This window comes from Candidatus Clostridium radicumherbarum (assembly GCF_045310525.1).
In the GTDB taxonomy this organism is placed as follows: domain Bacteria; phylum Bacillota; class Clostridia; order Clostridiales; family Clostridiaceae; genus Clostridium_AT; species Clostridium_AT radicumherbarum.
This window is the reverse complement of sequence record NZ_JBJHZY010000001.1, coordinates 1,633,876-1,658,047: the sequence shown is the minus strand read 5'-3', so window position 1 is coordinate 1,658,047 and position 24,172 is coordinate 1,633,876. Positions and strand designations below refer to the sequence as shown.

28 protein-coding genes and 1 pseudogene are annotated in these 24,172 nt (G+C 30.3%); 5 read left to right on the top strand and 24 right to left on the bottom strand.

Features of this window, described 5'->3' with window-relative positions:
* The 15 genes from ACJDUH_RS07930 to ACJDUH_RS07860 form a co-directional block, all read right to left on the bottom strand.
* Entirely contained in the window at nucleotides 1–273 is a 273-nt protein-coding gene (locus tag ACJDUH_RS07930; RefSeq protein ID WP_406764611.1) for a hypothetical protein, read from the bottom strand.
* 395 nt (nucleotides 274–668) lie between these two features.
* Entirely contained in the window at nucleotides 669–1,433 is a 765-nt protein-coding gene (locus ACJDUH_RS07925) for a DUF2087 domain-containing protein (protein WP_406764610.1), read from the bottom strand.
* Nucleotides 1,434–1,966: 533 nt separating this feature from the next.
* The gene (locus ACJDUH_RS07920) at nucleotides 1,967–2,272 is read right to left on the bottom strand and encodes a hypothetical protein (RefSeq protein ID WP_406764609.1); all 306 of its coding nucleotides are present in this window, start codon (nucleotides 2,270–2,272) and stop codon (nucleotides 1,967–1,969) included.
* Between the two features lie 55 nt (nucleotides 2,273–2,327).
* The gene (locus ACJDUH_RS07915; RefSeq protein ID WP_406764608.1) at nucleotides 2,328–2,573 is read right to left on the bottom strand and encodes a hypothetical protein; all 246 of its coding nucleotides are present in this window, start codon (nucleotides 2,571–2,573) and stop codon (nucleotides 2,328–2,330) included.
* A gap of 202 nt (nucleotides 2,574–2,775) precedes the next feature.
* Entirely contained in the window at nucleotides 2,776–3,510 is a 735-nt protein-coding gene (locus tag ACJDUH_RS07910; protein ID WP_406764607.1) for a class I SAM-dependent methyltransferase, read from the bottom strand.
* 336 nt (nucleotides 3,511–3,846) lie between these two features.
* Nucleotides 3,847–4,455, bottom strand: coding sequence for a sugar O-acetyltransferase (locus ACJDUH_RS07905; RefSeq protein ID WP_406764606.1), 609 nt, complete (start codon nucleotides 4,453–4,455; stop codon nucleotides 3,847–3,849).
* A 380-nt stretch (nucleotides 4,456–4,835) separates the two neighbouring features.
* Nucleotides 4,836–5,342 (bottom strand): GNAT family N-acetyltransferase, encoded by a 507-nt coding sequence (locus tag ACJDUH_RS07900; RefSeq protein WP_406764605.1) that lies wholly within the window; start codon nucleotides 5,340–5,342, stop codon nucleotides 4,836–4,838.
* 281 nt (nucleotides 5,343–5,623) lie between these two features.
* Complete coding sequence (locus tag ACJDUH_RS07895; RefSeq protein WP_406764604.1) at nucleotides 5,624–6,286, bottom strand: hypothetical protein; 663 nt, start codon at nucleotides 6,284–6,286, stop codon at nucleotides 5,624–5,626.
* 119 nt (nucleotides 6,287–6,405) lie between these two features.
* Entirely contained in the window at nucleotides 6,406–7,002 is a 597-nt protein-coding gene (locus tag ACJDUH_RS07890) for a hypothetical protein (RefSeq protein ID WP_406764603.1), read from the bottom strand.
* An 11-nt stretch (nucleotides 7,003–7,013) separates the two neighbouring features.
* Entirely contained in the window at nucleotides 7,014–8,102 is a 1,089-nt protein-coding gene (locus ACJDUH_RS07885) for a hypothetical protein (RefSeq protein WP_406764602.1), read from the bottom strand.
* Complete coding sequence (locus tag ACJDUH_RS07880) at nucleotides 8,092–8,649, bottom strand: RNA polymerase sigma factor (protein WP_406764601.1); 558 nt, start codon at nucleotides 8,647–8,649, stop codon at nucleotides 8,092–8,094. The genes ACJDUH_RS07885 and ACJDUH_RS07880 overlap by 11 nt, the downstream gene beginning before the upstream one ends.
* A 432-nt stretch (nucleotides 8,650–9,081) precedes the next feature.
* The gene (locus ACJDUH_RS07875) at nucleotides 9,082–9,837 is read right to left on the bottom strand and encodes a hypothetical protein (protein WP_406764600.1); all 756 of its coding nucleotides are present in this window, start codon (nucleotides 9,835–9,837) and stop codon (nucleotides 9,082–9,084) included.
* 59 nt (nucleotides 9,838–9,896) lie between these two features.
* Nucleotides 9,897–10,328 (bottom strand): GNAT family N-acetyltransferase, encoded by a 432-nt coding sequence (locus ACJDUH_RS07870; RefSeq protein ID WP_406764599.1) that lies wholly within the window; start codon nucleotides 10,326–10,328, stop codon nucleotides 9,897–9,899.
* A gap of 131 nt (nucleotides 10,329–10,459) precedes the next feature.
* A complete protein-coding gene (locus ACJDUH_RS07865; protein ID WP_406764598.1) occupies nucleotides 10,460–10,984 on the bottom strand; it encodes a DUF4825 domain-containing protein in 525 nt (174 codons plus the stop codon).
* A 339-nt stretch (nucleotides 10,985–11,323) separates the two neighbouring features.
* Nucleotides 11,324–12,001, bottom strand: coding sequence for a polysaccharide deacetylase family protein (locus ACJDUH_RS07860; protein WP_406765031.1), 678 nt, complete (start codon nucleotides 11,999–12,001; stop codon nucleotides 11,324–11,326).
* A 422-nt stretch (nucleotides 12,002–12,423) separates the two neighbouring features.
* Here ACJDUH_RS07860 and pssA point away from each other — a divergent pair, with 422 nt between their 5' ends.
* Together pssA and ACJDUH_RS07850 are read left to right on the top strand one after the other, a co-directional pair.
* Complete coding sequence (gene pssA / locus ACJDUH_RS07855) at nucleotides 12,424–12,960, top strand: CDP-diacylglycerol--serine O-phosphatidyltransferase (protein WP_406765030.1); 537 nt, start codon at nucleotides 12,424–12,426, stop codon at nucleotides 12,958–12,960.
* 66 nt (nucleotides 12,961–13,026) lie between these two features.
* The gene (locus ACJDUH_RS07850) at nucleotides 13,027–13,551 is read left to right on the top strand and encodes a hypothetical protein (RefSeq protein ID WP_406764597.1); all 525 of its coding nucleotides are present in this window, start codon (nucleotides 13,027–13,029) and stop codon (nucleotides 13,549–13,551) included.
* A gap of 337 nt (nucleotides 13,552–13,888) precedes the next feature.
* On the opposite strand, the gene ACJDUH_RS07845 is transcribed toward ACJDUH_RS07850, so the two are convergent.
* The 4 genes from ACJDUH_RS07845 to ACJDUH_RS07830 all read right to left on the bottom strand — a co-directional run bounded on the left by ACJDUH_RS07845 (nucleotide 13,889) and on the right by ACJDUH_RS07830 (nucleotide 16,514).
* Entirely contained in the window at nucleotides 13,889–14,737 is an 849-nt protein-coding gene (locus ACJDUH_RS07845) for an alpha/beta fold hydrolase (protein WP_406764596.1), read from the bottom strand.
* Between the two features lie 19 nt (nucleotides 14,738–14,756).
* A complete protein-coding gene (locus ACJDUH_RS07840; protein ID WP_406764595.1) occupies nucleotides 14,757–14,924 on the bottom strand; it encodes a hypothetical protein in 168 nt (55 codons plus the stop codon).
* 14 nt (nucleotides 14,925–14,938) lie between these two features.
* On the bottom strand, nucleotides 14,939–15,427 hold the full coding sequence (locus tag ACJDUH_RS07835) for a helix-turn-helix domain-containing protein (protein WP_406764594.1): 489 nt from the start codon (nucleotides 15,425–15,427) through the stop codon (nucleotides 14,939–14,941).
* 292 nt (nucleotides 15,428–15,719) lie between these two features.
* Complete coding sequence (locus ACJDUH_RS07830; RefSeq protein WP_406764593.1) at nucleotides 15,720–16,514, bottom strand: CsxC family protein; 795 nt, start codon at nucleotides 16,512–16,514, stop codon at nucleotides 15,720–15,722.
* 324 nt (nucleotides 16,515–16,838) lie between these two features.
* On the opposite strand from ACJDUH_RS07830, the gene ACJDUH_RS07825 reads away from it, so the two are divergent.
* Entirely contained in the window at nucleotides 16,839–17,465 is a 627-nt protein-coding gene (locus tag ACJDUH_RS07825) for a flavodoxin family protein (RefSeq protein WP_406764592.1), read from the top strand.
* 940 nt (nucleotides 17,466–18,405) lie between these two features.
* Here ACJDUH_RS07825 and ACJDUH_RS07820 read toward each other — a convergent pair.
* The 3 genes from ACJDUH_RS07820 to ACJDUH_RS07810 all read right to left on the bottom strand — a co-directional run bounded on the left by ACJDUH_RS07820 (nucleotide 18,406) and on the right by ACJDUH_RS07810 (nucleotide 21,724).
* Nucleotides 18,406–19,608: a S8 family serine peptidase gene (locus tag ACJDUH_RS07820; protein ID WP_406764591.1), complete on the bottom strand. Its 1,203-nt coding sequence runs from the start codon at nucleotides 19,606–19,608 to the stop codon at nucleotides 18,406–18,408.
* A gap of 296 nt (nucleotides 19,609–19,904) precedes the next feature.
* Nucleotides 19,905–20,402 (bottom strand): RNA polymerase sigma factor, encoded by a 498-nt coding sequence (locus tag ACJDUH_RS07815; RefSeq protein ID WP_406764590.1) that lies wholly within the window; start codon nucleotides 20,400–20,402, stop codon nucleotides 19,905–19,907.
* 26 nt (nucleotides 20,403–20,428) lie between these two features.
* Complete coding sequence (locus tag ACJDUH_RS07810) at nucleotides 20,429–21,724, bottom strand: DUF4179 domain-containing protein (RefSeq protein ID WP_406764589.1); 1,296 nt, start codon at nucleotides 21,722–21,724, stop codon at nucleotides 20,429–20,431.
* Nucleotides 21,725–21,905: 181 nt separating this feature from the next.
* On the opposite strand from ACJDUH_RS07810, the pseudogene ACJDUH_RS07805 reads away from it, so the two are divergent.
* Nucleotides 21,906–22,055 (top strand): annotated as a pseudogene (locus ACJDUH_RS07805) (flavodoxin family protein); the annotation flags it as partial.
* 141 nt (nucleotides 22,056–22,196) lie between these two features.
* Nucleotides 22,197–22,376, top strand: coding sequence for a DUF2922 domain-containing protein (locus tag ACJDUH_RS07800; protein WP_406764588.1), 180 nt, complete (start codon nucleotides 22,197–22,199; stop codon nucleotides 22,374–22,376).
* A 62-nt stretch (nucleotides 22,377–22,438) separates the two neighbouring features.
* Here ACJDUH_RS07800 and ACJDUH_RS07795 read toward each other — a convergent pair whose 3' ends face one another.
* The gene (locus ACJDUH_RS07795; RefSeq protein WP_406764587.1) at nucleotides 22,439–23,731 is read right to left on the bottom strand and encodes an FtsW/RodA/SpoVE family cell cycle protein; all 1,293 of its coding nucleotides are present in this window, start codon (nucleotides 23,729–23,731) and stop codon (nucleotides 22,439–22,441) included.
* Nucleotides 23,722–24,063: a PadR family transcriptional regulator gene (locus ACJDUH_RS07790; protein ID WP_406764586.1), complete on the bottom strand. Its 342-nt coding sequence runs from the start codon at nucleotides 24,061–24,063 to the stop codon at nucleotides 23,722–23,724. The genes ACJDUH_RS07795 and ACJDUH_RS07790 overlap by 10 nt, the downstream gene beginning before the upstream one ends.
* Nucleotides 24,064–24,172: the final 109 nt, after the last annotated feature.

Sequence of the window (24,172 nt, the reverse complement as noted above, 5' to 3'; positions counted from 1 at the left end):
TTACTCTTTCCCAAAGGTAACGGGAATATTACCAACTTTCGTAAATAACTTGCTGACAATTTTGTCATTTTCAATTATTGGCAAGAATATAACATCATCACGTACTGCAACCTGGTATGTGTTGGACTCAGTTTTAATCAGGTAATTATTTTCTTTTTCATTGAATTCTAATTTCCCTTCAAATAATAGATTATCTTTCATACCATAAAGAAGAACTTTATTATCATTCATGATTGAAAGTTTATAGAATATCCCATTCTGATCGCGTGACACATAATACCCTATTGAAATAGACGCTGAATGTTTCTTAGGTACTAAGAAACCTATATTTAAAGTAATTGAAAGTAAAAAAATAAAACATAAAATAAAATTCAAAAAATTCTTCCTTTTCGTTGTTAATCTCCCCCAAATATGGATTAATTATGTTACAATTATATCATTGTAATAGTACTTGCGCAAGTGTATTACAATGTTTGCTAACCTATTAGGGGTGGAGGGAGCTACTGTAGAAGCTCCCTTTCTTTGATCAATGGTTTCTAATAGTGTTACTATCTTCTATAATTCATCTTCCTCAATATACTTTTCAATATCCAAGTCATACTGAGCAGCAATTTTTATAAGCTTATCCTTAGAAGCACTATCTACGTCAATTATTGCCGGCATCACTCCTATTCCTTAACCCAATACTTAGTGCAATCATTGCTTCTATCAATAAAGCCATACTCAACTAAGGCTCTTCTTATGGTTGCATAGTCCTCAAAAATCCTTTTTAATACTCTATTTATTTCCTTCTCAGTATAAGTCCTACCTCTAGAGAAGTTTTTCACTATTTCTCCTAAAACTATAATCTTCTTCTTTTCCTTAGCTGGATAGGATTTTAATGCATTTGTTTCATCCATATATGCTTTAATAGTTGCTTTTCTCTCCATATCCGTAATATTATATCTATCATCTAATGTTGTAGCAGTTTTATGGGAATCTATTATAACTTCCTTATCTAAAACATTTATCCCCCTTGATGATGCATCACCTAAAAGCTCCATTGTAGCCAAAAACAGTCTAGCTTGCTTTTCTTTTTCCCTTAACTTAAATCTATGATTTCTAATAGTTGATTGTGCTATGCCGAGTTCTGTTGCTATCTCCTTATCTGTAAGCCCTTGAGCCATTAATTTTATTACTTCTCTATGAATCTCAGATATTCCTGTAAAGTCTGAATTCATATTTAATAAATAACCTAAAGAAGAACTATGTGCTTCCTTAACATGGATTTCAGTTATTTTTTTTGCATCATAAAAATCCTCTCCCCTTTTAAATATTTTTCCCTTTTCAAAGCTACTATTGCAAAATATACACGTAAATTCTTGCTCTCCCTCAATGTAACCTTTTTTTATCTCGTCTATAGATGAATCCCATAAAATTTCATTACCCTTCATTACCATCACTCCAATCCCAAAGTTTTCTAATTATATTTTATTAAACAAATTCACATTTGTCTATATATAAATAAACATTTTTATTATCTGTTTGATATTGTTAAGTTTAATTATTAGTTGTGATATGGCATTTTTAACTATAAAAATAGCCTTAGGCATGCCATATCAATACCTAAGGCTAAAAAACCGCACTTATTAACTATATTCCTACCTAAAGTAAAAGCTTCATGGCTTATTTTGATGTTGTTCAGCATTGAGAATCATCTCTCCTAGTGCTTACAAAATATAACCCCTTTTCTTATTAATGCATGTTTCTGCTAACAAACTGATGCAATGTATGTGGCTCCCCTCCCAGAATCTGCGATAACAAAACACTGTTTCTACGGAAACTGTGTTCATTGTAATGACGAAACATAGCCAGTAGCGTCTGTGCCTGATAGGTAGATGCATTCTCCCCCCAGGACTTTTTAAGGCAACTTAAATGAAGATTATGAAGCAATTTATTTTCAAAAATGCCTATAACTCTCGCTTAATCAGTTATCTTTTTTATTTTTATTATCTACATAAATATAATCTTTAAAAAACATTCTAGATATATGTGGATATTTATCCATTCTCCTAACAAAATAAATAGCTAAAACAGGATAAATAATTGTTATAGCAAAAGAAATTATGGTAAATATTAAAAGCAAAATCCGAGCACTTGATTCAATACTATGATAAAATAGAGCAGTAATCAAAAAAAATATTCCGCTAACAAACATAATGATTGAGAATAAAACTAAAGCAATTATTGCAGACTTTGAATTTTTGATATTACCGTTGAAAATGTCTCTCATTTTATCTCCTCCAATATAAATTATAAGCACTTCGTCATTATTTAATGTTACAACATTATTTCTGTAAGATTTCACAAGGACTATTGCCATTAACACTAATTAATTTTATTTCCTGTACTGGAAGCCATATCAGTTGTCCCAGTTCATCACTTACTAGAACGCAGTTAAACTCCCCTTCATCTTCATTGGGGAAGAGATTTCCTCCAAAAAAACTTGGACTTGTATCCTTGTAAAAAGAATAGCTTGCTCCTATATAAATATACTTTTTATTATCCTTTAAATATTTAACAATAATTTCCATTTTGTCTCCTTCTTTCATAACTTTTTACTATTGTTCATTTATGTAATACTTATGATTAATGAATCTTATATAAACAACGAATATAGATTATGCAAAACATAACACTTCCTCTAACAAAACACCCAAGTTCACTTTGGATTGAAAAGACAACCAAATCACATTCCTTCACCAAGCCATGTCCGGATAGGTCAAAGGTGTATAGCTATATTTTCCTGCATACAATTATCAATTCAGTTGCAGTAAAAAACCCTATATTATATAATTTGCTTCTCAGATTTTCTAAGACTTCTAAATACATTTCATGTAGCATTACATTACTTATTTTTTCTATTTTTGATTCCACTGCTTGAAAACATTGATCTAAAATTCCCTTTTCATCTTCTAAGTTTTCACTTTTTTCTTGTTCTTCATGGGTATTATACTGAAACATGTCTACATTTTCTAGATTTAAACTAGCTACTATGTTAACTAATTCATGTTCAGTAAAGGTCCTATTATGATAGATACCTAATAAAGTATCTATTTCTGCTTGAAGGTGGTGAAGTTTCACATGGGAAAGTTGTTTCTCAGATTGATTATCAGAAATCATTTCATTAATTATAATAATACCCTTTGGCTTCAATACTCTTTTAATTTCACATAATATTTTTTCTTTATTTGGTAAATGATGAAGAGTATTAGAAATAGAAATTACATCTATACTATTATTCTTAAATTCTATCTTTTCCCCATCCATATGCATAAATTTAATCCTTTTATCTTTATATTTTTCTGCCGCCTTATTCAACACCTCTTTCTTTGTATCTATTCCAATTATACTAATATATCCCGGTAAGCTTTCTTGCAGTACTTCAATGAAAGATCCAACGCCAGTCCCAATGTCTAAAACCTTTAAATTCTTAGATTCTCCAACTAGTATTTTTTTTAATTTATCCATATTTTCTCTCCTATCGTCTATTTCATTTTTATAAAAATACTATCGGTAATAATTTCTTATTTCCAAATGCTTATCTACCTCTTAATTAATTAGTTTTATCTTATTTTTGTAACATATTAGCTTACAAGTCAGTATTACTTTAATATATAAATTATACAACTTATGGAATAAAAACACCAATAAAAAAGCCCGTGATCATAATGGTCACAGACTACTTAACAATGGATTATATGAATAATTGGAAGTTGACTAATTGTTGATATATTTTTTTGGTAATAATATATATTGCTATACAAGAAAAGAAGATTTCGAACTAACTTTATCTTAGCTTGGCTGTTATTTTCCCACACTTATCGCCATCAGTTCGCTTACCTGCCTTTTATCTCTTTCATCAAATTCTCTTAAGACTTTACAAGGATTACCTACTGCAACTACATTCGCTGGAATATCTTTTGTCACCACACTTCCAGCTCCAATAACAGAATTATCACCAATAGTAACTCCAGGAAGAATAATAGCTCCTGCACCAATCCAACAATTTTTACCAATATGTACTGGCAGATTATATTGTGTTACCGGCATACGCATTTCTGGAAGTATTGGATGTGCTGCTGTTGCTATTGTTACATTTGGCCCAAATAGCGTATAGTCTCCTACATAAATATGGGTATCATCTACAAGAGTAAGGTTAAAATTTGCATAGACATTATTCCCAAAATGCACATGCTTTCCGCCCCAGTTGCAGCGTAAAGGTGGTTCAACATAGCAACCTTGGCCAAACTCCGCAAACATGTCTTTTAGCATATCTATACGTTTGTCAAATTCCCTAGGACGAGTGGCATTAAAATCATAAAGCTTATCTAAGCACTTTTCCTGTAATTCCATCAATTCTTTGTCGTTACAATTATAAATCTTACCACTGTGCATCTTTTCATATTCTGTCATATTAAATTCCCCTTTTATATGCTTATTCTTATAACCAATGTGCCAATATGCGACTTTACCGCAATAATCCCATAAAATTCTTTAAATTCATAGTTTTAAAAAAATGGTATCTCGTAGAATCTCATGAACTTGCATGAAACATTAAAAATAACTATTTTTATAAATCTTGTTATGGAAAAATATTTTAAAAGTCAGCATTATTTTAATATATAAATTATACAACTAATGAAATAAAAAAAACAATAAAAAAGCCCGTGCTCATTATGATCACAGACTACTCAACAATTGATTATATTGATAATTGGAAGTTGATTAATTGCTGATAAATTTCTTTTTGTAAATATATATGCTAAGAATATTGTGAAGTACTCATATTGTTTTTATGCTCTGATATAACGTAGTTCTTTTAGTTCTTTACCCATATTAGTTATTTGGACAGTATTATCATGTTTAAACCCCATTTTCTCATAGAACTTTCTGGCACGTATATTTTCTTCTAATACCCAAAGTTCTATATTGCTGAAGTTTTCTTTTTGTATTTCGTTGATTCCCCATTCTATCAACTCTTTAGCAACACCTCTTCCCCAAAATTTTGGAGTTAAATAAACTCTCCAAATCTCTATCCACAATTTATCATTAATGCCAGATCTACATTTCCCAAATGAAATTAGTCCTGCTGGTTCATTTTTCTCAAAAACAACAGCAGTCCTGGGCGAACCCTCTGATATTTCACTAATAAAACGCTTTGTTCTCCTTTCAATAGAAAAAATATCATTTAAAATATAATCTGGAATAATACCTTTAAACCCTTCCCGTGATGATTCTGAATGAATTTTTCCTAAAATATCCGTGTCATTCAAGTTTGCATAACGAATTAATCTACTCAAAATAGTTCCCCCTTAATTTCATACGTAATAACTTACAATTGTGTCTTTATAAAACAATATTCTAGTCAAGTTTAACATTTCCTTCTTTTGTCAATAATTTTACTGAGGTGATATTATGGATATTAAGCGTATAGCTAAAAATGCTGCTAAGATTTATATTTTTATTAGCATTTGTACATTGATTATTTTATTATTGTTAATGAAATTAACTCCATTTATTATTGATAAATTATTGTAGTCTTAAAAAATAAAAAGCCCTGAATTTTCAGAGCTTTTATTGTTTAATTATTAATATAACATGAAAGTCTTATATACTCAAATATATCTCTATTATCTTTTGCCATATAATGTATAGTTGGATTCATCATACTAGCATTTTGTATTAATTTTTGGTATTCATCTTTATTCTTTATCCATAAGTAATATAAATTAAGATTTTCGGTTATAATATCTTTTCTTACAAGAAACTTAAATTCATACTTGCCTGAAGTTTTAGCTTGGATTTGGATATTGTACCCGTCAACAGTTATTGTACTATTTGTTTTATAACCATCTTGTAATGCCCCATTCAAATACCTTAAATCAGCTGCATTATCTCTATCATTTTTTATATCAATATCTACAATAATGCTTTTATAATCTGCTGCTTTCACAATGTCACTACCATTAGCAATATATTCTCCATTGTCATGTGCAACATTATCTTTAGTTCTATCTCCTTTTACTACTCCTATTTTTGCATTAACTGATAAAGTCAATCCATCAACTGTTTGATTGGAAGTATCAACTGTTTGTTTGAAAGTATCAATTTTAATTTCTTGCTTTTTAGTATTAACTGTAGATGTATACGAAGAATTTGCATGATTACTTCCATTGCTACAGCCCACAATAAATATTGCTATTACTAAAGTTGTAGCTCCTAAAATAATTTTTTTCTTATTCAATATATCCACCCCTCTAATATTATCTGCACTGAATAGCAGGTATTAGAATTCTTTTATTACTGTGCATGTTATCCAGCTTAAATTTAATTAAATTTATTTAATACTTTAAACAAGTATTGCTACCAAGGTTCACCACTATCACTAGAAGAAGTATTTGTGATATTAGATTTATTTACTAAATCAATCAATTTGTCAGGCGGCAAGAGATTTGAAAGTGGGGAAAGACCAGAACCCTTTCCGTCATCAATATATAAATTTTTCGAAACAGAATTTGTCAGCGGCATTAGTAATCTAACATATTGTTTAATAGGCGGAAGAAATTGATTATAAAATTCGGTATACTTGGGTCCGAGATAAATAAATTCTAAAACTAACTCATTATTTTCTAATGACTTTAAGTTTTCTGGAGTTACAATACACCTAAGTGAAGAAACATTTGTATTAAATCTTTCATTGGTTAAATCTAATATTTGCTTATATAAATTATCATCAGCTGTTATCATTTTAAGCCTTTTTCCCTTATCTATTAATTGTATCTTATCAGGAAGTTCGAAATACTTATACTGATTGTTCTGTTTAGTTTGATTTCCATTCTGAAGGTTTGTGACCTTTAGAGGCTCCTTCTTAAAATTTCCAGTTAAATCTGATTTTGAACAACCTGTCATAATTGTGCAGAATGCAAATACTGCTATTAAAATTTTAGAAGCATTGACCATAATATTACCTCCTAATTTATTGGCATCTCAAGATTCCAATCACCTTTTATCCCTTTAACACCATCTGCTGTTGTCTCATTTAAATCAATTACCTCTAAATATAATTTTTTAACATTGTTACGCACTGGGTTAAAACCTACCATCGCATCCATTCCGTTTTGAATATCCCTTCCAATCCAGTCTATCTGATATAATGTTTCCCCGGTATCTGTTACTAATTTAAACCTACAGTCAGCATGCCTCTCAGCAAAGCTAATAGTATAGTTTATTTTTGTTTCCTTCTCATTCATGACAATATCCTTAACTTTTATAATGTTCCCATGTGCATTCAACTCTTTATTTATAGGAATGTTTTTCACATAGACCTCTGATTTTGAAGCAGTAACTATAAATTTTGCGCCTCCTCCAGATGTTTGGGAAATTCCCATACTATTTTGTATCTTGAGCTCGCCTAATTGAACGAAATAAAACCCTGATTCAGTGGGTGCTTTAAACTTTAATTCTAAATTAATAGATTCATCTTTTTTTATAATTTTATTTTCTAACTGTAATAAAGGCATTACATCAATTTTTTCATCATGATCCACCTTTCCAATTCTTGTAATGACAATGGATGGTGCTTTTTCTATAATTTTAGTGTCCTCCTGTCCGCCAGTAAAAGTCATGTTTAGTTTTATCTCCTGTCCAGGAGTGCAGGATTCATCTTTCAAGTTCAAGTCAAAATTCCATCTTAAATTTATAGGACCCAAATATTCTTTTACAGAGGCTTCTTGATTACTTATTGATCTGCTACTACTAGGTAATTGCGTTTGATTTGAGGCAAACTTTTCACCCTTAGGTGTTACCTGAGTATTAGGTGTATTTTTTAATTTATCACCTGAAATGTTATGGTTTATTGGAATCACAAGGAAAACAACACATAAAATTGCTGCCACTGCTAAACCCGCAGCTGCTCTTGTATTTCTAAATCGATGCAGGTTCCTCTTTTCAGAAAGTCTTCTCTCAATATTCCTCCACATGTCTTCCCTTGAGCCCTTCCAATCAAAGGAATTATCAAATGCAGCTTTTAACTCCACATCAAAATCTTCTTTATCTTTCATATTGAAAACCCACCTCCATAGCTGTAAGGTCATTTTTTAATATCTGTCTTGCCTTGTACAATCTTGCCTTAACTGTGGTTACCGGTATAACTAATACCTGACTTATTTCTTTCTCTGATAAATCAGAGAAATATTTTAATATTATTGGCAGTCTATACTTTAGCTCAAGCTTATTTATCTTTTCTAATAGAACTTGTCTGCTTAATTCACCAATAACCTCGTACTCTAATGAATCAGAATCACTTTTCATATCCAAAACATCTTCCAAACAATAATGTCTTGCTGACCTCTTTCCTGCTCTTTTCGCTTCATTCACTACAATTTTTGTGAACCAAGGTTTAAATTTCTTATTTCTATCAAAGGATTTAATATGAGAAAAAGCTCTTATAAAAGCCTCCTGCACTGCATCCTCCGCAGTAGACCATTCACTTGTAATAAAGTAGGCAAGCTTCACAGCATCATTTGCATACATATTAAATAAAATTCCCATTGTTGACTTATTTCCATCAATCGCATCTTTAATGATTTCATCCTCATTTATTTCCATATGGATACCCCGCGTACCTTTAAATTTGTATAGTAAAACATAGTTACTATTTATTTCCATTATATCTTATATACCCTGTCACCCACAAAAAAGTTTCTTCATTTAATTGATTTTTTTAATTATTTTATTTTGCATCACCCTAGTTTAATAAAAAAGCCCGTGATCATTATGATCACAGACTCATTAACAATTGATTTTATGGATAATCCTGCTAATATAAATCAAACATAATTTTAAGAAAATATCCATTGAAAAAATGCGCATAGCAAAATTAACTAGTTACTATTAGGCAACTGGTTAATTAATTTCATATATATTTATTTTTGTAATAATATATGTTGCTCTAAAATATATGAAAAAAGCCATTAGCAAATCAATGATTTATTGCACTCATTAGTAAGGTATTACACCTCTAACCTCTAACCAGTCAGTTTACCTGCTTTCGCTTTCATCTGGCGTAGTATTCACTGAATACTCTTTCTTTAACCCTTTATATATAATAGCAACTTCAGAAGATATAATAATAGGAAGTGTCATCATTAAAGAAGTTATAAGGCATCTAAACCAATCGAGGTTTTTGTGTATTATAAAAATAAGAATCATTTGTATAATAAATAATAGTGTAAAGATTAGAAAAAATCTTTTTAATACGTTATTTAATCTTCCCTCCTTTTTTACTTCTTTAAGAAAGCTAAAAAATAGAATAATACTAACAATTATCATTCCTATACCTGCTAAGAGAAAAATTATTATGGAGAATAACGCAAAATATTTAAAATATGAAAGTTTAGATAATAATGCAATAGCAACGAAAATAAAGAATGCTACCAGAGAAGCTATTGCTGTTATTTGCAAACTATTAGAAATTATATCAATGTAACCTTTTGAAGTCTTTTCTTTATAGTTTAAGGTCTCCAATTCCACTGAAATCTTTTGCCAATACTTTTTAAAATCATTTCTTTCCTTTACATACCAATACCAATTAATAATAGTCCATATCATAGCTATTACTGTAAGAATTATTGCAACAGTTGGATTTTTAATATCCCTTTCTAAATAATATCTAAAGATAAGGTTTAATGGTGGACCAGAACATATAATTGTGTTCCAAATTGGCCAATACAGTTTTGGCTTTAGAACTTCTTTGAATTCTTTAACTATTTCTAATTCATTATTATCTTGAACCATTTGTTTTTTTATCTCCTAAATTCATATGTGGATGTTTACAATTAATTATATAATGAATATTAAGCATTGCTTTCATTTATACTTAAATTTCTATAAATCAAATCGTCTCTTTTATTAAAACCAAGTGATTGCCAAAACTTATTTCCTAAATCATTTGAATCAAATACAACAAGTGCAACTTTATTTATTTCTTCTTTCTTTAAAGCCTCAAGCACAGTGTTTACTAATGTTTTACCAATTCCATTCCCTCGATAATAAGAATTAACTGCTGTATGGTAGATATATCCCCTTCTACCATCGTGTCCACATAATATTACACCTATGATTTTATTTTCAACTTGTGCTATGTAATTTGTGGTAGGGTTTCTTTTTAAAAATCGTTCTATACCCTCAAATGAGTCATCTAAACTGCGCAATCCCATTCCTTTTGTATTTGTCCATAATTGATATACCTTATTATAATCTTCACTTTTCATTAACCTAATTTCCATATTTACGTGCCTCCAACCCCAATATAAATAAAATACAAAGTAAACACTAGTTTAAAAGTCAGAATTACATTCTGATAACGCCTTCAAACATTACATAATGTGTAATGACTGGTGAGCCGTTTTCAAAAAAATTAACTATTTAAAAACTTATAAATATTACTACCGTCTTTAAATAAGTTTTCTAAATCACTGCTATATTTTTGTTCTAAACCCTTTCTATCATATTTATAAGTTTTTTCACCAATATTATCTACATGAAATTCTACAAAGTCAGCATTTTCTATAAGTGATAATAATACTACAGCGTTCTTTTCCAAAAATTCATTAATTTTTTTACCACTCCAAAATTTATAATAATCTTCTTCCCCTAAGCTTTGATTTGCTTTGTAGTTTATAATTATTCCGTAGGGCTGCTTCTTAGTTTCTAAACTAAATCCTGCACTATACATATTAGCTGGTAGTTTTCCTATTACATTTCCTACAGAACTATTGTCTCCTACATAGGAACCTTTGTATTTCACTATATCACTTGTCTTAATTTGGGAATTAGTGTTTACAGCTTGATTTGATGTTTTAGAAGAATTACTTTCACAACCTATAAGACTTAATGACAGAATTATTATTAGAGATACTAATATTTTAAATTGGTTTTTCATATATCCTCCTTGTATAGCATATCCTCTTACGAACATATAGATTATATTTAAACTATAGCATAAATAGAACATTTATTTCAATGTATTACATAATTAAACAAATATAGGATTATTTTTAGATTAAATGCTCCAGTATTAAATAATAAAAAGCCCTGAATTTTCAGAGCTTTTAATCATTATTTTTATTTATTTATTCAATATAACTGCTTATTTTACAAACTAACGCCACAGTACCTCACTACAGTTTCTGAATTGAAAGTTTTCAAAAGCCTTCTCTGTTATAAAATCTTCTACCCTTCCAAATATTAATAGCCAATCAGCTAAAAACACTTATAATACTTAATTAAAAAAGTGCCAATAAAATTCTGGTGTGTCATTGGTGATTACTCTAAATTCATATCCTAGTTTTTTATAATGCTCAATAATTTGTGGTAGTGCTTTGTATGTATTTACATTTGTGTTATTACAATGCATTAGAAAAATCACATAGGGTATTCCATCACCTCTGACAATTGCTTCCCTAGCAAATAAATTTGGAGAAGTATCAGGTCTTATTCCATCAGAGATTGATGCATTCCAATCATAAACCCTAAAATTGTGGGCATGCAATTTTTTTAAAAAAGCATTATTCAAATGAGAATTACTTCCATATGGAAATCTTATTATCTTAGGTTGAATACCTATTACTTTTTTTATTTCTTCTGAAGTTTTCATCATTTCTTCAATAAATGCATCTTCACTTGCATAGATTTGTTTATACTGATGACTATAAGTGTGCAATCCAATACTGTGACCTTCCAAAAATATTCTTTTTAAAACTGATTCTTTGCCCTTAATCATACTTCCTACTACAAAGAATGTTGCCTTTACATGCTGCTGTTTTAGAATATTTAAAATATTATTAGTTACAACAGAACTAGGACCATCATCAAAGGTTAAATAAATTACTTTTTTATCAATACTTGAAAAGGCCTCTTTAAATTTTAATTCTTCAAGACTCGAATTATAAATCATCATAATAGTACCTAACAAAAATATTAAAGTATAAGATAATATTTTTTTTTTTAGTTTCAAAATACACACCTCCCAAACTTAAACAAAGAAACATTCCAGTAATTAATGATATTTTTATATATAAATAAAAAATAATTATACATGTCACTTATTATTGTTGGTGCTTTATAAATATTTAATGACTAGTAAATTTTACATATGTATACTCATATAATTCGTTCAATATTTAAAATGGAGAAAGAAAAATACAATCCATATTCAAGGTACTGTTCCATAATACCTTAATTTATAATTTCTAATTTTTTCGAAAAATAAAAAAACTAGAGAAAATTAATCTCTAGGCTATGTTACTTTATCATATGTTGTAGTAATCTATTGTGAATTAATATATACTAACTATGATGTAAAAAATAGGAGGTGTTAATATTTTAAATTTACCTAAAAAAGAAAACTTATCTAATGTATTCACATTTGGCAATCTAATCTTTGGTGTGCTTTCTATACTAATGGCATGCGAGAGGAATTTCCTTTTTTCCAGTGCATTCATTCTTATATCAGCCCTATTTGATAGATATGACGGACGTATTGCACGTTATTTTGGAGTAGAAAATACTCTAGGTAAAGAACTGGATTCACTGGCAGATGTTATATCATTTGGTGTGGCACCGTCCGTGCTGACTTTCTATATATGTAACCTTATTTCCTATTCTTTAATCGGGTATATTATAACTATTCTCATGCCGGTAGCTGGAGCTTATAGGCTGGCAAGATATAATGCATTTGATTTTAATGGGATATTTACTGGAGTGCCTATTACTGTAGTTGGATGTTTTATGGCAATATATTATCTTATTTATATTCTCATAAATGCAGCTATAATGATTAATATTATTGTTATTGCAATAATTATATGTATTGGTTCGTATTTAATGATTAGTAACATCAAACTTAAAAAAATATAATAGGTAATATTTGGGTTACATTTACGTTGTATTTATAAATATCTGTTCTTTATTAAGGAGGTTACAATGAATATTATCGAAGAAGTAAAAAATCTCTACCGCATCATTGAGCTCAAACCGTTTCGAAAAACAGAAGGTGTCATTTTTGATCTTTTCCCAATGGACAGTATTACACATATAGATTCCATTGATCGTGTGCTTCATGACCACAGTGCAGTTTCTCCTGGACCTGTTGGTTCTGTCTCACGTCCATGGTACATGCACCCTCATCAGGACGATAACCTTCTAGTTCTTCATGGCAAACGTGAGGTTGACATTTATAACAAAACACATGGCAAAGTCGAGCACTTTACTGTATATCCCGACAAAATTTTTAAAAATGGTAAGCTCCTATACAATGGCGGTGCGTTACTTGTCTGGCCTGCAGGTGTATTTCATAGAATTGTCAGTGGTGAAGAGGGCTCCGCCTCTATAAATTTGGCTATTCATCATGAAGGTTTCGATATCAGAACCAATTTTAACATTTATGATTTAAACACGGAGTCCGGAGAATATCACTTGATTCGTGAGGGATACAAGGATCAGATGTAATAGTCTCACAAAAGTAGTAATGAAAAAATGCTTTTAGGTACCACTACCTAAAAGCATTTTTCTTACTTATTCATTCTTGCGAAGAGATACCAAATAAAAAGGATAAGAGATTATTACCAACTATCCTTCGCGCCTAGCATCATAATCTCACAACCACCCCAATAAGTGAGTAGTTGACAAGCTAACACTTAAGTCTCGAGTTTTTTGAGGATTTTAGGAACACACTTACTATAAGTATTGATATGTTGTGTTTGCAGGCTGTTTTTCCTTTCCTTATGATACGGTTCACCGTAACAGGTCTAACGTAGACTTTTGTTTTTTTATAATTCAATATCCACTAACTATTCAAATTTAACCATGCTATTATTTTATTTACATCATTAACATTAGAATGACCAGCTTCAGCTATAATATTTATTTCTGCATGTGGAAGTAACCCTCCTAAACGTCTTGCAGTCTTATCTGAATATAGCATTATATCTTTTGCTCCTACAAATAGTACAGTTGGCATAGTTAATAATTTTAATTCATTATCAGAAAATATGGGGATTGTTTCTCGCCTATAATTGAAGCTCTTTCCTATAAGCTTCTGATATTTTAACATTTTTTCTGGTATAGGCTGATTCCCATTAACTTTGTAATATAATTTATCTATACCTTTCTCTCCTAAAAGTGCATAAAACATAGCCTTAATAATAAATGACTTCTTTTGTTTTCCTACACCAGATGGGCAAAGTAATACAAGTTTAGATACCTTTTCTGGATAGCTTACCGAAAACTTTATTGCTAACCATGCACCTAATGAAATTCCAACAACATTTGCTTTTTTCAGTGATAAATCATCAAAAACATCTTTAAGACACTCTGCATAATAAGAGCCACTTAATGAAGGACGGTTTTCATCACTTTTCCCCGGTTCACCTAGTATATCTATAGCATACACCCTATAATTACGGGAATATTCTTGCATATCTCTTAACCACATAACAGAGTTCATACCACTGCCATGAAGTAATATAAGAGGTGGATTGCTTTCTTCACCACTAGCTATAATAAATGTCTTCCCATACCTTGTATCCACATAAAATTTTTCATAAGATAATGCCCACTTTTCAAGAAATAAATCATAATGTTTTATCACATCATTTTTTCCTTCTTGAGTTTTAAACACAATATTTTTTCCCATTTTACTTTTCTCCTTAGTGTCATAAATTTGAAATCCAAGTTTCAGCATCTCCAATATTCCTAAATGTTCTAAAATGATTTCCTTTGTTAGCTTCCATAACCACATCTTGCTCTGAAGAAAGTTTCCTCAAATCAGAAAAAAATTCAATATATTTATTGTTATTTTTATTTACTACTCTGTAATTCAAAGTATTCACTCTCCTTATAAATTAGTTTGTTCCGCAAGCATAGAAATCACACTTAGCATCTCTTCAATAAAGCTTACATTTCCCCATAATAAAACCCTTAGTCTGCTTACTTTTTCATCATATTTCATATTAATTGTCGATTTTCCCATTTTGGAATCTCTACAATTCATTAGTGCTATAAGAGTATTTGAAATTCTAAAATATTCTTCTTTATCTACATCATTAATATCTACAACAGTAGATACATTTACTTTTTGATTTATATTATCTTTCTCTTCTCCATTAGTAACAAAATCAATATTTGACTCTTCACTAATCTTTTTATCACTTATATTAACATTGTTTTTTTCCATAAAAACACTTAAATCATGACCTGAGATTCTCCATTGCTTTCCAACTTTACTTGCTGCAAGCTTACCTTCAGTTATAAACTTTCTTATAGTTTTGTGATGCATACCCAATATTTCTGCAATTTTATCTATTGTATAAAATTGATTCTCCATAAAAAATCTACCCTTTCAAAATTAATCTATGGTCAAATTATAATAACTCTTTTAATAAATGTCAAGCACTTTATTGGACTTTATTGTACTTTAATGAATTTTATTGCACTATTCTGAAATAGATTTATATATATTATGGAGAATACTACCATTTACAAAGCATATTTATATCCTTATAGTAAAAACAGAAAAAGAAGGAGCCCCCCATCATCTGAGGATTTTCCTTCTTTATTATTTATGAAATATTTCTGTACCTTTTCATCAAAGTGAAGCTCAATTTATTGTTATTTTCTTAAGAGGTCCTTGGACATGGACTAGTCGGGGTTAATGCTTCCAATTTTACCTGCTGATTTTGTAAAAGTTTAAAGGTTAAATTTACAACAATTTTTTCGGTAATTACCTTAAACAGTTGTTCTGTAGGAATATGGCAATTTGTCATTGGATTTTTGTGAATATCAAGTTCAGCAATATCCGCTCTTACTAGTTCAACAAAAGGTTTTTCATTAAAGAATTCTGTAGCAAAGAAACTCTGATCGCAAGGATTTTTTCCTACTACGTTATCCGCGCAAGCATCGCAGGAACTAAGTTTATCTGTAAAAAATTCCAGTTCACTTGAAGTATTGTTAGTAAAAACAGGATTTCTGAAGAAAGTAACTCTGGTAGTAAGATCAAAAGGAGTTTCAACGGTACATTGTCTTATATCTCCACAAAAATTTGCACTGGCAGTCGTTGGACAAGTTTGGGTAGCGTACTCGATATTCTTTCTAATAAAACCCTGGATAAAAACTATACCTGTACCAAAAAAGCCATTGACTTCTGAAAATGGAATAGGAATAGGAATAAGTCGAGCTTCAGTTAAAAATACATTCTTTTTAATACGTTTAATCTCTGTAGCTGGCTGGTCCAATGTGATAGTTGCTTCAACCGGAATTGTTACATTTGCCTCTGCAAGAATAACCGGAATCTTAACAAATACATCTCCAGGGCCAATAACATCAGGAGCTACACAAATTTGTTCTGCAATTGTTTTTGTTTCTGATATAACGCTTGAACAATTATCATTATTTTCAATATCATTATTGCACATAAGTTTCTTCTCCTTTTAATATAATGAGACTTCATGTCGAATTTTATAGTTCATATTATGCATATTTATGATAATTGTTACAGCTTAATAATATCATGAACTTAATCCATTTTATTGAAATTATAAATATCACATCAATGCATTCTTTTTAGCAATTTACAAATTTCTTGAGTTCTCCAGTGCTCACAATTACATGATTAGATATTAATTGAACTTGCAATTTATTATTTAATACTATGATATTTCTTTACAATTTTTAATATATCATCGGGCCCCATTACTTATATATTATTGTATAATAGTATATGAAAGTGGGTGGTAGAAATGAAAGTATTATTAATTAATGGTAGTGCAAAAGCTAAAGGCTGTACTTATACAGCACTATGCGAAGTAGCAAAGGAACTTGAAAAAGAAAATATTGAAACAGAAATTTTTCACGTAGGAAAGAACCCTGTTCGTGGCTGCATGGCCTGCGGAGGCTGTTCTAGAGATAACTCTGGCAAATGCTCCTTTAACGATGACACCGTAAACATTGCTTTAGAAAAAGCAATGTCGGCTGATGGTTTTATATTTGGTTCTCCAGTACACTATGCTGGTGCCTCAGGTCACATAACATCCTTTTTAGATAGATTCTTTTATGCTGGATATGGCTTTGAGTATAAGCCAGGTGCTGCAGTAGTAAGTTGTCGTAGAGGTGGTTCCACAGCAGCCCTGGATCAGCTAAATAAATATTTTACAATTTCTAATATGCCAATAGTATCCTCTCAATATTGGAACATGGTACATGGAAATACTCCCGACGAAGTTAAACAAGATCTAGAAGGAATGCAAACCATGAGAACTCTAGGGAAAAACATGGCTTGGCTATTAAAATGCATACAAGCAGGGAAAGAAACTGGAGTTTTATTGCCAGAAAAGGAAGCAAGAGCAGTAACTAATTTTATACGTTAATAAAAAGTTAAAAAAGCAAAATATTTTAGCCACCAATTAGTTTTCATAGCTAATTGGTGGTTTAGCAAACCCTAACTTACAACATAGAAAACCATAATTTCTGCTTAATGATTGCAAAACATTGAATTTTTAAATGAGTTTACCAATAAATCTTTTAATGTGGACAATAGCTGTACTACCTATAGCTTTAATTTTGGGTCTGATTCTCTATATTTTAAATTAGTAAACTACCAACACATATAGAAGTGGATGCTTCATGGTCAATACTACTAATGTAGTAAATTTACCCTAAATTTTCGTGAGTTTTTTAATAAGAACTAAAAAGACTGTCACACACATAAAAATAGTTATGTAACAGTCTTGAATTATTAATGTTTTACAAATACTACATTAATGGCTTTTATTAGGGCCTCAACTTGATCTCCCTGCTTAAAACCTGCATCTTCTAAACTCTCTCTCGTCATCACGGACGTTACAATTGGGGAATTATTTCACCCATCAACAGTCATCTTGATTTGAGCCATAACATCATCAGCCTTAATTTCCTCAACTTTTCCCACTAATTTATTTCTTACTCCAGCCTGCATTTTCTGTGCCTCCTATAATATTATTCCTATTATAGTTTTAGTATTGACTACATATGGAAATTTATGCATCATAATTGCAGTACAGAAAACAAAAAAAGGAATGCAAACTATGAGAACTCTATGGAAATATATGGTTAGGCTAATAAAACGCATACAAGCAGGAAAAGAAACTGGAGTTTTAATGCCAGAAAAGGAAACAAGAGCAGTAACTAATTTTATTCTTTAATAAGACTTCAATTACCATTGGGACGTAATAAAAGAAAATTACGAAGTAAATCTATAATTTTTAGCATAAAATTATTATATTTATATTAGTATTGCGCTATAGCGCCTTCTATTGAAATTATATATTATTACTTTAATACTTTTTGCTTCATGAGCTCGCTTATTAGTTTCTGTGGATTTACTATTTTACCTATATAATTCTTATTATCCTTATTTATAATCCTCTCAACTCCAGTATTAAGTGAAACACTCCAAAATTCCTCTGGAGTTATATTTGGTTTCACCTGACAAACAAGTGCATATAGTCCAGCTATATAGGGAATCCCCCAACTCCATCCATCTGTACTAAAAAAGGTGTAATCATCTTTGCCTAATTGACTAGCTACTGTTTTACACCCAATAGGTATAAGTAATTGTAATGACGGTTGAACTTCATTAAAATTATTTTTATAATATTCCGCAAAATTTGTTGAGTTTTTAAGCATATTAATCCATTTGTCCCAAGGAACTATATTATAATTATCTGCTTTATCTCTATCTTTCAAACACCCTATTTCTATTCCATAAAAATAGAATTTATTTGAATAGTATTCAAACATATTTGGTGATACTACAAAAATATTCTGTGCTATAGCATCTTTAATTGCTCTTATTAATTCATTATATCCTGTGCTATCTGGAGCCCAAGCTGTTGATATAGATAAAACTCTTATTTTATTATCTAACTTTTTATTGATGTCAACTATTTCTTCAATAGCTTTTGCATACGATGTAAAATCTGCTTTACCATTCTCATAATTGTTTGTACCTATATAATACAGGTTTGCATCAGGTGCGACTCCTGTATTTTTTCCAACGACGATAGAAGTAACAGCAGACCCATGAAACTGCAAACTACTGGCTGCTGCATAACTTTTATACATTTTCAACTGCTTTGAATATTCTATATGATTATCAGGCATCCAACTATCAATAATTGCAACATTTACATTTTTCCCCGTTACTCCTATATTATGTAATCCAATAATATTTAGCCCAGGATTTTCTGAAGACTCCAAAATTTTAAATGGATTATAATTAGTTGGAAGATTCTTTGTCCATATTGTTTTAGTATCAAAATCAGAATGTAATAAATCATCTTCTCTTTTTTCTAAATTTAACATTGAAATATCTTTTCCTCGCAAATCAACTTGCCATCCAGTAAGCACATTAGGATTGTATTGTGGAATAGTGCTAGATTGGTTTTGAATATTACTTGCATCACTATGGTTCAGTATATAAAATAAACAAAATATAAACATAAAGAAAGCTATTCTTTTTCTTACTTTCATAGTATCCACCTTTAGTGCACAATAAATTACGATTCAAATTAACAATTTTATTATACCATAAATTTCCAAATGCAAGCCAAACTTTAAACGGTAAACTTTTAGGAAGATTTGTTGATGCAGATAAAAGAAAAAAGACATTGCTGCCTTTTTTATAAGTATATAACATTTTACGATCGCCACTATAATACTTAATAGTTTTTTTAAACTAAATTTAACTTAGGCAGTTAAACTAGAAAATTAATATAAATAAAAATGAGGTTAAAGTATGATTGTATGAATTGGAGTTATTTTACTATTCAGCTAGGTACTTTAACTTCAATTCTTAATAGTTTTAAAGCCTTATGCAGCTTATTCTTTACTTGAGATGTACTTATTTCTAATATTTCACCAACTTCTTCTATTGTATATCCTTGAAAATACTTTAAAACTATTATAGATTTAAGCTCTGGGGGTAGTGTATCCACTGCTTCATATAAATCTTCATATTGCCTATCATAGTGTGATGCCTCAATTGATTCTATTTTGTCTACAAGAACTAACTTTGAATTCTTTCTAATATAGTCAATAGCTGAATTTGCAATGATTCGCTTTATCCATCTATCGAGTAACTGTATGTCTTTAACAGAGTGTAAATTATTATAAGCTTTCAAAATGCTTTCTTGAAGTATATCTAAAGCATCATTGCTATCTTTGACATACATATAAGCTAACCTATAAAAACTGCTTTTTTCAGCTAGTATTATATCTTCAAAAACCTTTTCTAATTTTCTTTGTTTGGGAGTTTTTATAATCAAAATTCTCACCCTTTTCTACACTACTTTTAATCCCCTAATTTCAAATCAAACCCATCAGTTTTCATGCAATCTGCTTCTGTTACTTTCAATATAATATCTTCGCTAGGAATGTTTTTAAATTTTAATACTTCTTTTCCATTAGAGGAGTTAATTGAAATGCTGTCAATTATTATATTTTTGCCAGTTTTACTGTTTGCTTGGAAATCAAAATTAACAGCACCTTTTGTTGTGTTTAGTGTAATAGTATTGCCTTCGATTCCTGCAAACTCTACTCCCAAATTATTTGGATTAGCTAGCTTATTCTTTACATCAAGTGTAATATATTTATCCTTCTTGTTTAAATATTTAATTCCATCACATTTAAAGGATAATTCTCTATTATTTGCTATTCCGCCCTCTAACTCTATTACAATATTGTTGTTTACTGCTAAGTTTTGAAAATTATAAGGGTAGTCAAATTCTTCCCCATTTTTATCTACTAGTCTAGGAGATTCAACATTTATAAGTTCATAGTCATTACTAAGTAATTCACAATAAACATTACTTCTGGATTCTGATAACGTAATCTTATCAATTTTAAAGGTACCAATTTTGCTTTTGAATTCCTTATTTTTGTAAGATAAAACATTTAAATCTTCTTTATATACTGTGTTATTTAATGATATAGGAATACTTAAAGTAGTCAGTTTGCTTTGGGCTAATTTTACCTTTAAGGCTTTCAAAGTTTCTTCACTTAAGTTAGTAGTAGGTACATGGAACAATGGGTCATCTCTATAAACCTGAACATCCATGATAAAATCTTTGACTAATTTATCAATAGATACGTCTAAATTATTATTATCTTCATTCGTGTTTACCACCGACCATGGAAGATACTTATTATCGTCTCTTGTTCTGAAATTGATTTCTCCAACAAATAAACCTTTACCTGTGAAGTTGTAGCCAATCCAAAGCTTTGAATTATCTCCTACAATACTGTTCACAGTAAAGCTTGCCCCTTTATCAGTAGCTGTTAAGTTAAGCTGCTGAAATCTATTGCTATTAACTAAATTATTGAAACCTTTGTCGTGGTATATTAGCTGCACCAAGTTTTTTAATATTGGCACATCATTCAAAGCATAAGCTAAGTTTGGTGATGAATTGACTATTAATATAAATACTACTAATGCGGCTGAAAATCCTCCAATTATTTTTATAATGGGTTTATTTTTTCTTGAATTTTTAGCTTTTTTAAGCGTTCTAATCAAACATAATTCAATATCATCAGGTAATGGTATAGTATCATATTTCTTCTTACCGTCGTTTATAAAGTCATCACTCATAAAAGCCTCCTATATTTTGTTAAAATTGTATTTTCATATAGATAGACTTTTTATGTTAGGATTTTGTTTAAAGTGATAAAAATATTTTTCTTTTCTTTTTTTGAAAGCTTTATGAAGTTATTTCCTACATCATGAAAAATTTCTGTTTCAATATTTAGTAGCCCAGAATCAGCTAAATTAATATTTTGCAATTTCTAATATGCCAGTAGTATCCTCTCAATATTGGAACATGTTACATGGAAATACTCCCGACGAGGTTAAACAAGATCTAGAAGGAATGCAAACCATGAGACCTCTTGGGAAAAACATGGCTTGGCTATTAAAATGCATATAAGCAGGGGAAGAAACTGTAGTTTTGATAACATTATCTACGTAGAATTCTACAAAATAGTTGATTTTATAGATAATTGGGAGTTGACTAATTGCTGATATATTTCTTTTTGTAATAAAAGTAGTGACCTCCTTTAATGTAATGAGATCAAAGGAAAGCATTTTAATCAGTGGTGTTAGAGATGATATTACTGAAGCAGAAGTAGCTGCTATGAACGTTAGCATAGCTCAAAACATAAGCTATACAACCGGTGGAGATTTAAAAATTAAGAACGCAGCTCAGATAACTGAAAGAATAGTTACTGAGTTTGCTGTGAGATAATAGAGGGGGTACCATCAAGTACTCCCCTTTTAGCTTGAAATGAAATTCTTATAAACAGCATTCTACACTATGTTTCCAACAGCTGTAGTCCTCTGCTTGTATATATTTGATATCAGCCCTATGACAGCCATATTCACAACGAACTGTGAGTTTCCGTAGCTTATAAAAGGCAATCCCATAGTCGCTATTGGAGCCAGGTTTAAATTCATAAGAATATTCCACAGGAATTGAACTGAAAATATTGCAACAAACCCACAAATTAAAAGCTTTCCATAGCTACTTTTAACATAAATTGCAATATGACTTATTCTTACTAAAAACAGTATTACAAGAACTGCAATCAAAATACCTGCAATCCAGCCAAAAGTATATATTATATAGGTAAAAATAAAGTCGGAGTGTATATTAGGAAGTAATCTACCGTTAAATGCAAATCCCTGACCAAACAGACCAGCTGAATGAACAAGCTTATTTAATTGAATGTTTAAATACCCACTTCCTGTCGGATCCTTTTCCGGATATAAGAATATCAAAAGTCTCTTTATATGGAAAGGTTCTTTTAGTATATACATCCAAAAAGCTGCTATACAAGATGCCACCAGTATGAAAATATTCCTTACTCTAACTCCAGAAATTATTAAAAGAACCAGTACAGCTAAAGAATAAGCTACCATAGCAGATAAAGAACGACCTAAAATCATTAACAGAGCTGGAAAAGCGAGCTGGAAACTACCATAGATAGCATTCTTGGTTTCTCTCCAATTAAAGTTTTCCAGTATGCCTGCTAAAGCTGTGGTGAACAAAAACGGGCTGATAGCTATAAAATCAATACCTATGCCTATAAATAAATAGGCTCTTCCATTAACAGTCGGGCAGAAAAATATTGTGTACATCGCAACTGCCACAGTTCCAAAGTATATGTAGATAGAATAACCTTTAATTTTCATGTAATCAAAATAGTATAGTAAAGCAGCACAAGCAACACCTATTAATGTACTAGTAACACTTCTTGTAACCATTGAATACTGCGTAAGTAACCCACTGGAGCCCATAATGAAAATTGTTGAAAGCCCTATTATAGCAAAAATAGAAGTTAAAATCACTATACTCCATTCCGGCCTTTGCTTATGTACTTTATTAAGTTCCTTGCCTATAAGTGACGCATCACCCATTTGTGCTATTGCCTTATTTACTGCTTCATCAACTGTGAAACCACCCTCTGTATACTCCTGAGCAATTTCCTCAATATGTATTCTAACTTCCTCTCTCACATCACTGTGTACTTTTGAGTTTCTGATTTGAGAGCATAGACTACTTAAATATTCATCAATTTTTTGGTTATTCTCTAGCCCCATGTTATACCCTCCCATAACACCTGATCCATTGCTTCAGTAAATACCTTCCACTCTTTTTGTTTTTCCTTAACTTCTTTTTTCCCCTCTTCAGTTATCCTGTAGTACTTTCTTTTACGTGCACCTTCATTCTCATCCCAATAGGATTCAATCAGGTTGTTCGCCTCAAGCGAGTGCAAAATTGGATAAAGTGTGCCTTCCTTAAATGCAAATACCCCATTTGATTTTTTATCAAGTTCTTTTATCATCTCATACCCATACATTGATTTTCGTTCAAGCAAGCTTAGTACCAGTATACCAGTACATCCTTTAAGCATTTCTTTATTTACTTTCACAAAACCACTCCCTTCATACCTAGAATTACAATACATAGTATAACTAAGCATTATTATAACATCGGAAAAGGTTAAGTCAATACATATTTGGTATATTTATCTAATAAAT